The organism is Pseudomonas lopnurensis, assembly GCF_015070855.1.
Classification (GTDB): Bacteria; Pseudomonadota; Gammaproteobacteria; order Pseudomonadales; family Pseudomonadaceae; genus Stutzerimonas; species Stutzerimonas lopnurensis.
The window spans coordinates 58,973-71,763 of record NZ_JADDIX010000036.1; the positions used below are offsets into that span (position 1 = coordinate 58,973).

The window sequence follows — 12,791 nt, forward strand, 5'->3', positions numbered from 1 at the left end:
GCTCCTACGGACGCTCAGAACACCTCGACAATTCGAGCAACACGCAATGGGAACAGAGCCAAAAACAAAGCGTTATGTTTGATGAGAGTGAGCCATGCTCGCGAATACGGCACACAGCGGTAGGGCGGGTGCAACCCGCCGATTCGGTGCTGGCCTTGGCATCGCCCGCGCGGTTTTTTCACCCGCCCTACGGTTGCCGGTCCGCCTCAGCGTTCGCGCCGGCTCAGGATCAAGCCGATACTCAGGGCCAGTAGCGCGCCGGCCCCCAGCGCCAGCCGGCCGACCGTCTGCGAGCCGAGCGCGACCGTCTGGCGGCGCGCCTGGTCGCCGAAGCGGCCCTCGGCATTATGCAGGCCCTCGACCGGCTGGAAGAGATTGTCCGGGCGCCCGACCGGCTCGCGCTCGGCGGACATCTGTCCGTCCCAGGCCCGCCTGGCCAGTATCCGGTCGAGCAGACCGGGCATGAACAGCGTGCCGATGATCACCTTCAGGCTCGCACTGCCGACCCAGAGTTCGCGTGGCGCCTCGCGGGCGGCGCGCAGGATGGCCCGGGCGGCGACCTCCGGTGTGTGGATCGGCGGCACCGGTTGCGCACGCCGACCCAGCTTGTTGCGCGCCCAATCGAATTGCGGCGTATTGTGCGCCGGCAACTGGACCATGGTCAGGCGGATGGCGCTGGCGTCGTGGATGAGTTCGCAGCGCAGCGCGTCGGTGAAGCCGCGCACGGCGAACTTGGCGGCGCAATAGGCCGATTGCAGCGGAATGGCGCGATAGGCCAGGGCCGAGCCGACCTGGACGATGGTGCCGCGGTTGCGCGGGCGCATGCAGCGCAGGGCGGCCAGGGTGCCGTGTACGCAGCCCAGGTAGGTCACCTCGGTGACGCGGCGGATCTCCTCGGCGCTCAGCTCGCTGACCGCGCCGAACACCGTGGCCATCGCCGCATTCACCCAGACGTCGATCGGCCCCAGTTCCGTCTCGACGCGTGTGGCCGCGGCATCCATCGCGGCGGCGTCGGCGACGTCGGCCGAAATCGCCAGCACCCGCGTGCCCATGGCTTGCAACTCCGCGGCGGTCTCGGCCAGCCCCTTCTCGCCACGGGCGAGCACGGCGATCCGGTAGCCGGCCCCGGCAAAACACCGGGCGGTGGCGCGGCCGACCCCGGCAGTGGCGCCGCAGATCACCACGGTTGCTTCGGTCATCGATGCATCTCCCGCTCCCACTGGCCAACGGCCGCTGCACGGCTGCCGCAACGTCGGTCGTCGCCCGCGTGCAGCGCTTGTGTAGAGACGACCGGGGGCCGCCCGACGAGTTCCGATGCGCCTCGCCAGCATGGCTGAGTAAAAAACTCGTCTATAGACCTTCGGCCAATGGCGCGACGCCGGGGACTCTGTAATAGTTAGCAGGCTAAGCGATGAGCTTGGCGCCGCCCTTGGCTCAAAAGGCGAAGTGCATGACGCATCAGGAGCGCCCACACAATCCGGCCGCTCGCGTCCATTCCTCCCGTGCGCCTGTCGCAGGTGCCCTCGGCGGCTTATCCAGTCGCCCCGGTTCTCGATCGCCGCCTGTGGTGGCGATCCTTGCTCCCGCTGGCGCCCGCGCACCGGCCGCTGGCGGCGAGGAAGGAACCCCGACGCGCGGGTCAGGTCGATTCCTGAGCAGGCCCTTTGGCCGCATCTGACCTGACGGAGACCATGATGGACCTCATCCGCATCATCTGTGCGATTCTGCTGCCGCCGCTGGGGGTCTTCCTGCAGGTCGGCTTCGGCGGCGCCTTCTGGCTGAACATCCTGCTGACGCTGCTCGGCTACATCCCCGGCATCATCCACGCCGTCTGGATCATCGCTCGCCGCTGATCCATACCTGCCGGGTCGGATATCGGTCGGGCCTTTTGTGCTCGTCGAGCTTGCCGTGTAGAGTCCTCGCCACGACGGCGCGATTGGAACCTATTGCGCGCGAAACACTCAAGAACATGCCGATATCGGAGCATGATCACCGGCTGGTCATGTCTGGCGCAGCGCCTCGCGTGCGCTCGATACGTCCCGGGCAGGCGGAAAGGAAACCAGATGAGCGAGTCCTTCATCGATCAGAACAACTTCAGACGCATTCTCAACCGCAACGTCGCCGTGCCGCTGGGCTTCGGCTTTCTCAGCGCATTCTTCTTCAGCGCCATCGTCTATTACCTGCTCAGCGTCAGCCACTGGATCGACGAATCGGTACAGGGCACCGCCCATGCCCATGAAGCGCAGCGATTGCTGGTCGAGCTGGAAACCGGCATGCGCGGCTACATGATCGCCGGCGAGGAGAGCTTCCTCGCGCCCTATCGCCAGGGCATGGCGAAGATGGATCGCGAGCTGGAGATACTGAAGGATTATTCCCAGGACAATCCGCAGCAACTGAGGCGTATCGAAAAAATCGAGACGCTGCATCGGCATTGGCTCGACTTCGCCGAAGAGGCCATCGCGCGGCGTGCCGAAGGCCGACCGGTCTCCACGTTCATTCGCAGCGGTCGGGGGCTTGGGCTGACCGAGCAACGCGGCACCCTGCTCAACGAGTTCGTCGCCGCCGAACGGCAGATGCGCGCCGAGCGCAACCGCACCTCGGAAACCGTCATCACACTGCTGATCGGCGGCTTCCTGCTGTTCAGCCTGGTCTTCAGCGGCCTGCTGGTGTTCCTCGGGCGCCGCGACCTGACCACGCTGTCCACCAGCTATTCCGCATCGCTGAGCCGCCAGCAGGCCCACGCCGAGGCGCTGGAGAAGCAGGCCTGGTACCGCACCGGACAGACGCAGCTGAGCGACGCGATCATCGGCGAGCTGACCCTGCCGGCGCTGGGCCAGGGCGTGCTGGGCTTCCTCGCGCGCTATCTCGATGTGGCCGTCGGCGCGCTCTTCGTGATGCAGGACGGCAAGCTGCAGCGGGTCGCCGAATACGCCTACGATTGCGATCACCTGCAGGGCGCACGGACCCTGGAGGTCGGTTCCGGGCTGGTCGGCCAGGTCGCGCTGGAGCGGCGCCTGATGGCGCTGGAAAATCTGCCGGCCGACTACCTGAAGGTGTCCTCGGCGTTGGGCGACACCACGCCGCGCTCGGTACTGCTCGTGCCGGTGGAGGACAGCGGCATGCTCAACGGCGTGATCGAGCTGGGCTTCCTGCGACCGCTGCGCGAGGAGGACAGCGAACTGCTGCGGCGCATCGGCGCCACCATCGGCTCGGCCATCGAGGCGGCCCGCTATCGCCAGCGCCTGCAGAAAGTGCTCGCCGAGACCCAGCAGCTCAACGAGGAACTGCAGGTGCAGCAGGAAGAGCTGCGCGCCGCCAACGAGGAACTGGAGGAGCAGTCCAACGCCCTGCGCGAGTCGCAGTCGCACATGGAGGAGCAGCAGGCCGAGCTGGAGCAGACCAACGAGCAACTGGCCGAGCAGGCCGATGCGTTGGCGCGCCAGCGCGACGAGATGGACGAGAAGAACAAGCGCCTGCACGATGCCCAGTTGATGCTCGAACAGCGTGCCGACGAGCTGCAGCGCGCCAGCCGCTACAAGTCGGAATTCCTCGCCAACATGTCCCACGAGCTGCGCACGCCGCTGAACAGCTCGCTGATCCTGGCCAAGCTGCTGGCGGACAATCCCGCGGGCAACCTCAGCGAGGATCAGGTGCAGTTCGCCCGCTCGATCTATTCGGCCGGCAACGATCTGCTCACGCTGATCAACGACATTCTCGACATATCCAAGGTGGAAGCCGGCAAGCTCGAGGTGCATCCCGAACTGACGATCCTCACCCGCCTGGTCGACGGGCTGAAGAACCTGTTCCTGCCCCAGGCCATGGAGAAATCGCTCACGTTCGAGGTGGAACTGGCCGACGACGTGCCGCCGACGCTCTTCAGTGATCGCCAGCGCCTCGAACAGATTCTCAAGAATCTCCTGGCCAATGCCTTCAAGTTCACCCAGAAGGGTTCGGTGACCCTGCGCGTCGAACGGCACGCCAGCGGCCAGCTGGCCTTCGCCGTCAGGGACACCGGTATCGGCATTCCCGCCGAACAGCAGGAGGCGATCTTCGAGGCCTTCCGCCAGGCCGACGGCACCACCAACCGCCGCTATGGCGGCACCGGTTTGGGCTTGTCGATTTCCCGCGAGCTGGCACAACTGCTCGGCGGGCAGATCAGCGTGCAGAGCGTTCCCGGCGCCGGCAGCACCTTCACCCTGCTGGTGCCGGAAAACTACGGCGAGGTGGCGGCGGCCGAACCTGCTGCGGTCGAGCCGCCAGTGGTTGCCGATCCGGTCGCTGCCGTGCCGCGAAGCGAGACGCTGCTGGTCGCGGCCCGTGCCGCCCCACCGGTCGAGCGCTTGCCCGACGATCGCGACAACCTGCCATTCAAGGAACGCTGCGTGCTGGTGATCGAGGACGAGCCGCAGTTCGCCCGTATCCTCTGCGACCTCGCCCACGAGTTGGAATACAGCTGCCTGATCGCGCAGAACGCCGACGACGGCTTCGACACCGCGGCGCAGTACAAGCCCGACGCGATCCTGCTGGACATGCGCCTGCCCGACCATTCCGGGCTCACCGTGCTCGAGCGCCTCAAGGAATACCCCGCGACCCGGCACATCCCGGTGCATGTGGTGTCCGTCGAGGACCGCAAGGAAACCGCGCTGCAGATGGGCGCGGTGGGCTACGCGATGAAGCCGGCCACCCGCGACGAACTCAAGGAGGTGTTCGGTCGCCTGGAAGCCAAGCTGGCGCAGAAGGTCAAGCGCATCCTGCTGGTGGAGGACGATGCCCTCCAGCGCGAGAGCGTGTCGCGGCTGATCGAGGACGTCGACGTCGAGATCACCGCCGTCGAGTTCGGCGAGCAGGCGCTCGAGCTGCTGCGCAACACCGTGTTCGACTGCATGATCATCGACCTCAAGCTGCCCGACATGGACGGCAGCGAACTGCTCGAACGCATGGCCAAGGAGGACATCTGCTCCTTCCCGCCGGTGATCGTCTACACCGGGCGCAACCTCACCCGCGACGAGGAGGCGGCGCTGCTCAAGTACTCGCGCTCGATCATCATCAAGGGTGCGCGCTCGCCGGAGCGCCTGCTCGACGAGGTCACGCTGTTCCTGCACAAGGTCGAGTCGGACATGCCGCCGGAGCGGCAGAAGATGCTCAAGAGCGCGCGCAGCCGCGAGAAGGCATTCGAAGGGCGCAAGATCCTGGTGGTCGACGACGACGTGCGCAACGTCTTCGCCCTGACCAGCGCGCTGGAACACAAGGGCGCCCTGGTGGAGATCGCGCGCAACGGCCTGGAGGCGATCGACAGGCTGCAGCACGACAGCGACATCGATCTGGTGCTGATGGACATCATGATGCCGGAAATGGACGGCTTCACCGCCATGCAGGAAATCCGCAAGGACGCGCGCTTCGCCAAGCTGCCGATCATCGCCGTCACGGCCAAGGCCATGAGGGACGACCAGGAGCGCTGCCTGCGCGCCGGTGCCAACGACTACCTGGCCAAACCCATCGACCTCGACCGCCTGTTCTCGCTGATCCGCGTCTGGCTGCCAAAAGTGGAGCTGCTGTGACATGCCCGACCGCAACGTGGAAATCGAACTCAAGCTGCTGATCGAAGCGATCTACCTCAAGTACAGCTACGATTTCCGCGACTACTCCAGAGCCTCGCTCAAGCGCCGGGTGCTGCTGGCACTGAAGCAGATGGACTGCGACAGCATCTCCGCGCTGCAGCGCAGGATCCTCTACGACGCCCAGGTCTTCATGGACCTGCTGCAGTACCTGACCATCCCGGTCAGCGAGATGTTTCGCGACCCCGGTTACTACCGCGCGCTGCGCGAGCAGGTGGTGCCGGTGCTGCGCACCTATCCTTCGCTGAAGATCTGGATCGCCGGCTGCAGCACTGGCGAAGAGGTCTACTCGATGGCCATCCTGCTGCAGGAGGAGGGCCTGCTCGAGCGCTCGCTCATCTATGCCACCGACATCAACCCGCGCTCGCTGGAGCAGGCGCGCCAGGGCATCTTCGCCATCGACCACCTGCGCCAGTACACCGTCAACTACCAGCAGGCCGGTGGCAAGCGCAGCTTCTCCGATTACTACACGGCCGCCTACGACTCGGCGATCATGGACAAGTCGCTGAAGGAAAAGGTCACTTTCGCCGATCACAGCCTGGCCACGGACAGCGTGTTTTCCGAGACCCAGCTGATCTCCTGCCGCAACGTGCTGATCTACTTCAACAAGCCGCTGCAGGATCGCGCCTTCGGCCTGTTCCACGAGTCGCTCTGCCACCGCGGATTTCTCGGCATGGGCTGCAAGGAAACCGTCGAGTTCTCGTCTTACGCCGGGCTCTACGAAGCGTTCGACAAACAGGAAAGGATCTTTCGCAAGCTATGAACAGCGTTGCGCGAGTCATCCTGCCCGGTCAGCGCCAGCCTCCCGTCGAGGCGGTGGTCATCGGCACCTCGGCCGGCGGGCTGGAGGCGCTGGGTATCGTGCTGAGCGGCCTGCCGGCCGATTTCCGCCTGGCGCTGCTGGTGGTCCAGCACGTGCCGCGCAGCGGCCCGACCCACCTGGCGGAAATCTTCCGGCGCAAGACGGCGATGCGGGTCAAGGAAGCCGACGCCAAGGAACAGGTGCGCGGCGGCACGGTGTATTTCGCCGCGCCCGGTTACCATCTGCTGGTCGAGAGCGACCACAGCCTGTCGCTGAGCCAGGACGACGTGGTGCATTTCTCCCGGCCATCGATCGACGTGCTGTTCGAGTCCGCGGCGGATGCCTGGGGGACGAGTCTGGCGGGGGTCCTGCTCACCGGCGCCAACGAGGACGGCGCCGCCGGCCTCGAGGCGATCCACCGCAGCGGCGGATTGACCGTTATCCAGGACCCCGCCGAGGCCGCGGTAGCGACCATGCCCCGTGCTGCGCTCCAGCGCTTTGCGCCGGATCATATTCTGCCCCTGCGCGACATCCATCGACTGTTGCGAGAACTGGAGTGACCATGCCCGACCGTACCGACGAGGTGAACCTGCTGATCGTCGATGACCTGCCGGAGAACCTGCTGGCACTGGATGCGCTGCTGCAGGCGCCCGGCATCCACGTGCACCAGGCCGAGTCGGCCGAGCAGGCGCTGGAACTGCTGCTGCGCCACGAGTTCGCCCTGGCCATTCTCGACGTACAGATGCCCGGCATGGACGGTTTCCAGCTGGCCGAGCTGATGCGCGGCACCGAGCGCACCAAGCAGATCCCCATCGTCTTCGTCAGCGCTGCCGGCCGCGAGCTCGACTATGCCTTCAAGGGCTACGAGAGCGGCGCCGTGGATTTCATGCACAAGCCGCTGGATGCCCATGCGGTACGCAGCAAGGTCAGCGTGTTCGTCGACCTGTACCGCAGTCGCAAGCGCCTGGCGCGCCAGCTCGAAGCGCTGGAGAAAAGTCGGCGCGAGCAGGAGGTGCTGCTCGACGAGCTACGCAATACCAAGGCGGAGCTGGAAAACGCCGTACGCATGCGTGACGACTTCATGTCGGTCGTCTCGCACGAGTTGAAAACGCCGTTGAACACGCTGATTCTCGAGGTGCAGCTGCGCAAGCTGCAACTGAGCCGCAACAACCTCGCCGCGTTCGACGAGCGCAAGCTGCGCAGCATGGTGGACAAGGACGAGCGCCAGATCCAGAGCCTGATCCGCCTGATCGACGACATGCTGGACGTCTCGCGCATCCGCACCGGCAAGCTGTCGATCCGCCCCTCGCGCTTCGACCTCGCGCAGCTGGTGGGCAACGTCGTCGAGAGCTTCGCCGCGCAGATGGAGGCCAAGGGCTGCCAGCTGCAACTGGAGAAGAGCGCGCCGATCCTGGGCGTCTGGGACGGGTTCCGCATCGAGCAGGTGCTGGCCAACCTGCTGACCAATGCGATGCGCTACGGCGCCGGCAAGCTGGTTCAGGTCAGCGTTGCGCCATGCCCGGAGGGCGCCTGCATCGAAGTGCGCGACCATGGCATCGGTATCAGCCCGAAGAGCCTGACGCGCATCTTCTGCCAGTTCGAGCGCGCCGAAGGCAGCGAAGGCAGCGCCGGGCTGGGGCTCGGCCTGTTCATCGCCGACCAGATCGTCAAGGCGCACGGGGGGCACATCCAGGTGGAGAGCGAGGAAGGGCGGGGCTCGCTGTTCCGGGTGCTGCTGCCGCTGGGTGAGGAGTAGCCGCGCGCGCAAACATAGCCTGCGGATGGCTTCACGCCTCGAGGCCTGTCTGCATCAGCGCCGGTGAATGTCGTCGAAATCGTCAGCCCTGGGCGTGGCCTGGATGCCTTTGGCTTCCTGGCTACGGTAATAGGTTTCGATGCTCAGGTTGGGGTCGATTCTGGCCTGGAGGATGCAGGGCTGTTGTTGCCAGGGGTAGTTCTGATTGCGCTTCATCGTTTTCGATTGCCCTCGACCCTCCCAGACACGGTAGGGCATGTCACGCCAGCGGCGTGGGTCACGCTTGCTTTGGCGGTCATGCTCGGCGGTGACCGGGTCGAGGTGTCGGAACTGTTCGAGCACCGGCAACTCCGGTAGTGGCTGGCTTATATCCATATAACGCTGCAGGCAATCCCAGAAGGCCATCGCCTCTTCCGGAGTGAAGCCCAATGGATGAAGCTTGCCGCCGAGGAATATTTCGCAATCGGCATAACGGTGATGCAACCACAGCGCCATGCCGCCGCTGCCATGCGGCCCTGGGCGAAATTCCATGGTGGCGTCGAACTCATAGAAAGGCGCCACGAATGGCTTACGAAAGCGCCGGGCGATGGTCACCATACCGGTTTGCCTGTTGAACTCGCTGCCGTCGTATTTGAATAGACGCAGATACAGGTCCAGCAGGAAATCGAAACCGACTACCCCCATAAAGATGGATAAAACCATCCCCCCGCACATCCAAAATAGATCGGTGCCGTAACTAGAAATACTGTAGTTAAAAGCTGCACTTAACAGAGCCATGGTTAAGCCGGCTCCAACTTGGACCAAGTAGGCCTTTAAACTTTCCTCCCAATATAACCAGGCACTAAGGCCTGTCATTAAAAACATGAAAAGCGATGATATAAAAACTGTTGCCGCGGAGCCTGAAAAAAAATCTATGGTTGCGAACCCCCACCACAACCACGGCCCCACAAATAAAGCACAATACTTTAAGAACGGTATCAGCATAAGCAGCTTATTGAAGTTCTCGAAGCGCCAGCGCTGTTGGTCGCAATACAGTTCGGCCTCCCCGGTCCGTTCAACATAGGTGTGTTCATTGGCCTGTAGCTGCATATCGACCACCTGCCAGGGCTGCAGGTTGGCATAGTGGCCCCAGCGCAACTGGGTACGGCGCAGATTGCTGCGATTGGCATCCTGCTGCCATTTATGCGGCGGCTGGGCCGGAATGGCGGTCGAGTTGTAGGCGCTGGCCGTATAAGGGCTTGGCTCAATCACGGGGGCATTCATGGTTTGCGGTAGTCGCTCTGTTCGATCAGCCAATAGGGTAGGTCATCCATCACGTCGCCTTCCTTGGGTAGCAGTGCCGGATCGAAGGCCGCCCATTGGCGCGGGCTTGGCTGCGGCAGCACCAGGTCGTCATAGGCCGGAAAAGGATCGCCTGCTCGGCACGCTTGATGACCGAGGCGGAACTGGGCGCGCACCTTGAGGGCGTATCGACTGGTGGCCAATGGATTAAAGGCCGGTTGGTGTTGATGGGGCAGTACATAGAGCACGCGACCGCCATCCAGCACTACGGCACCGAGCTTTTCTCGCGAAATGGCCCTGGCCGGCCTGCGCTGCCAACCGCTGTGATGGCCACGCTCCAGTTCGTATTCGGATGCCAGCAGGATAAACCCCTGATCGCCAGGGTATTGGCTCAGCAGGCCGGACTGCAGTTCGACCACCCAGTCCAGCGGGTCGAGGTCGCTATTACCCTGGGCTTCCGCAGCCTGCAGCTTCGCCTGATCTTCTGCGGGGGCACTTCTCAGCCAATCATCCAGGCGTTCGATGCGTACTCGAGGTTGGCCGATAGCGCCGAGCAGTTGCTGATAGGCGACCCTGGGGTCGTTCATATGCGCCAGGCGCTGCTCCTTGCCGAATGGCCCGTGCTTGATCGCCTGTTCGATTGCATCATCGGCCAGTAGAGCGGTGGCGATCGCACCGCCCAGCAACAACACGATACCTGCGCCCAGTACCCAGGGACTGGCCAGCACTCCAAGTGTATAAAGCGCCCACATGGCCGAGCCGGATGCGGCAATGGCATTGGCAACGGATACATCCTTGTCGCCTTGGTCGAAGGCGCGTTTGGCGTCCCAAGCAAATAGAGCGACGGTTACCACCATGGCCGCCCCGGAACCAATTCTCGAGGCACTGAGCCAAGTGCTACCCGTGCGCTTGCTGAGGTTACTTGCCCAGCGTTCCGATATCCGCGAGACGTCGATGCGCCCCCTTTCCCATAACGCATACCAGGGTGAGCGGACGCTTGAGCCTTCTATGATTTTTAGCGCAACGTTGTTTGACGCGAGAAAAAGATCTGAGAGTGCTGACCACCCACCAACTGCTAATCTAGCAGGCTCATTCTGCAGCGAAGCCCCCACCGTATTTACATACAGGTTATAAGCCGCCATCAGCGTGGCGAAGAGCGGCAGTGCCGGCGACTTGGCCATCTGCCCGGCGCGGTTCAGATTGGCGGCGCTAAGTCGCCAACTGTTCAGCTCCTGTACCAATGGATCGTCGGCCGGCGCGGCTACGACGATAAAACGCCCCAGTTCCTTGCTGGCGAAGCGATTGGCCTCTGCCAGCTTGCCCCTGGTGGTGGCCAGTACATTGCCGCCGCGGCCCTGCAAGTTGCCATACAGGTAATTTTTCCGTGTCAGTGTGGTGCGCTCGCTGGGTGTCAGGCCAAAGCTGAGGCCGCCCCCGTGCACGCCCAACACCACCATATTTTGTGCGAGGGCTTCGCCCTGGGGTATGAACTTGATCGTTCTGGCCTGGCTATGCAGCTTGTTCAGCAGGCCCACTGTCGGCGTGAAGAGACGCTGCATATCCAACTGGACGGTGGAAGCATTGGTATGCAACTGCCTGAGCGTCAGTAGTACGGCTTTACTCAGGTGGTTCAGCCATTCGTCCACTGCCAGCGCAACGTTCTGTGCCGCGTACTGATAGCTGGGCGACTGCTGGCTTTCCAGCCCGGCGAACATTGCCAAGGTGCTGATACCTAAGTTCTCCGGCTTGATGGCCTGGCTTGTTGCTGCCAGTTTTGCCAGACGTTTGGCCAGCTCTGGCAGCGCTCCGTTTTGGTCGGCCAGGGCTGCATTGGTAAGCGGATGGCTGGCATCCGCCAGTTGCCTGATCAGGCGCTCTACCGCTTGTGCAAGTGCACGATCCTCCGCATCGGTGCTGCGCGCATCGCTGCCTTGAGGGAGACGACTGAGCATTCCCAATACATCGATCAGCAGGCTGTAGGGCTCCAGCAAGCGTTCGTCGTTGCTGTAAATCCAGTCATTCCATACAGCGGTCAGTTTGCTCTGTGAGAGTGCCAAGGTCCGCTCGAGCTGGCGGTGAATAGATTCGCGTGCAGATTTGCGCTCGGCATGCAGCATGGTTTTCTCAAGCGCGACCATATCGACATGGTCGCGCAGGTCAGCCAATGGCGCCTTGTCTGGCATCGCCCATTGGTGGAGAACTTCCGCATAACGACCGAAAGGCTGGAAGGGTACAAGGGCGTTATAGGTCTGTAAGGCTTCGGCTGCCAAGCGAGACTGCTCTACCGCATGGCGCAGTTCGAACAAGGGGTCGTCCAGCATGAAACCGACCAGTTTTGGATGACCGCGCAAGCCTTTTTCTATGAGAACATCCGTGCCAAGAACCAGCTCTGGCAGCGCAGCCGGAGCTGTAGCTCCCATATGCTCTGCAAGCGATTGCTGTTGCTTATGCAGCTCGACAAATAGCTCTTGAGGATCGAGAGCGGTCAGTGTCGGAGTAAAAGTCGCAGGGTCGCGCAACGCACACTCAATATGCAGATCGCGTGTGCGCAGTCCCTCGGCCTGCCGGTCGATGACCACGAGCGGCATCGCCTGGGTCGTTTTCCATCGTTCACCGCCGACGATGGCGGCGGACCAGGCCGGCGCGACGCTCTGGCAGCGGTTTCCGACCCGACTGCTGTCGGCTTCCAGCCAGGCGATGTATTCCCAGGTCCAGGCCATTTCGCTGTAGGCCATGCGGTATTGGTCGCCAACGAAACGGCCTTGCAACAGCATGGGCACCAACGTCAGCGCCAGCGGCTCACCGACCGGGGGCCGATCATCAGCCGGTTCGCCTTGCGCCGCCAGTCGGCGCCAATGGGCTACGTCCACGTCGGATAGATCGCCTTTGCCATCGCAGGTCAGTTCTCTCCATAGCTTTCCGTTCTGGAATACGTAGATGCGCCCGGGACGGGGCAGTGCGCCTTTCGGCGCCTCATCGTACCGATCGTGGCCGGGCAGCCGAGACAGGGGGACGATGGCGAGGAAGGTGTTCTGCTGGATCTCCGGCTCTTCCTCGTGGCTGCGCATGTCCGTTTCGACAACGATCTGCAGCGTGCCGCCGTCCGTTCGCCCGATGCTCAACGCCAGGCGTGCGCGGCGTGTGTTGTCGTACTCCGCGCGCTTGCGGGTGCCCTGTTCGATGGGCTGGTCCTTCAGCTCGCTCATACGTCACTTTCCGGGTCGAGCAGTTGCACCTGGCCTCCCTCGGCCGGGTCGCCCCAGATATCGATAATCAGTTTCTGCGACCCCTGTTCGGCAACGCTTGCCAACGGCAGGAGCGGGTTGCCCCCGGCCCG

The 12,791-nt window shown here is 63.4% G+C and carries 8 protein-coding genes; 5 read left to right on the top strand and 3 right to left on the bottom strand.

All coding sequences use genetic code 11. The features are described 5' to 3' along the window. Positions 1-206 precede the first annotated feature (206 nt). Positions 207-1,199 (bottom strand): SDR family oxidoreductase, encoded by a 993-nt coding sequence (locus IN820_RS07745; protein WP_193680421.1) that lies wholly within the window; start codon positions 1,197-1,199, stop codon positions 207-209. A gap of 495 nt (positions 1,200-1,694) precedes the next feature. Between IN820_RS07745 and IN820_RS07750 the strand changes: the two genes are divergently transcribed. The 5 genes from IN820_RS07750 (at position 1,695) to IN820_RS07770 (ending at position 8,173) form a co-directional block, all read left to right on the top strand. Further along, positions 1,695-1,853 (top strand): YqaE/Pmp3 family membrane protein, encoded by a 159-nt coding sequence (locus IN820_RS07750; protein ID WP_193680422.1) that lies wholly within the window; start codon positions 1,695-1,697, stop codon positions 1,851-1,853. Positions 1,854-2,063: 210 nt separating this feature from the next. Beyond that, a complete protein-coding gene (locus IN820_RS07755) occupies positions 2,064-5,558 on the top strand; it encodes a response regulator (protein ID WP_193680423.1) in 3,495 nt (1,164 codons plus the stop codon). Position 5,559: 1 nt separating this feature from the next. Continuing rightward, positions 5,560-6,378, top strand: a complete 819-nt coding sequence (locus tag IN820_RS07760) for a CheR family methyltransferase (protein ID WP_193680424.1) — start codon at positions 5,560-5,562, stop codon at positions 6,376-6,378. Further along, positions 6,375-6,977, top strand: coding sequence for a chemotaxis protein CheB (locus IN820_RS07765; RefSeq protein WP_193680425.1), 603 nt, complete (start codon positions 6,375-6,377; stop codon positions 6,975-6,977). The genes IN820_RS07760 and IN820_RS07765 overlap by 4 nt, the downstream gene beginning before the upstream one ends. A 2-nt stretch (positions 6,978-6,979) precedes the next feature. Continuing rightward, positions 6,980-8,173: a hybrid sensor histidine kinase/response regulator gene (locus IN820_RS07770; RefSeq protein WP_193680426.1), complete on the top strand. Its 1,194-nt coding sequence runs from the start codon at positions 6,980-6,982 to the stop codon at positions 8,171-8,173. Positions 8,174-8,227: 54 nt separating this feature from the next. On the opposite strand, the gene IN820_RS22555 is transcribed toward IN820_RS07770, so the two are convergent. Together IN820_RS22555 and IN820_RS07780 are read right to left on the bottom strand one after the other, a co-directional pair. After that, the gene (locus IN820_RS22555; RefSeq protein ID WP_235989096.1) at positions 8,228-9,436 is read right to left on the bottom strand and encodes a hypothetical protein; all 1,209 of its coding nucleotides are present in this window, start codon (positions 9,434-9,436) and stop codon (positions 8,228-8,230) included. Further along, the gene (locus IN820_RS07780) at positions 9,433-12,660 is read right to left on the bottom strand and encodes a hypothetical protein (RefSeq protein ID WP_193680427.1); all 3,228 of its coding nucleotides are present in this window, start codon (positions 12,658-12,660) and stop codon (positions 9,433-9,435) included. Before IN820_RS07780 ends, IN820_RS22555 begins: the two co-directional genes overlap by 4 nt. Positions 12,661-12,791 lie beyond the last annotated feature (131 nt).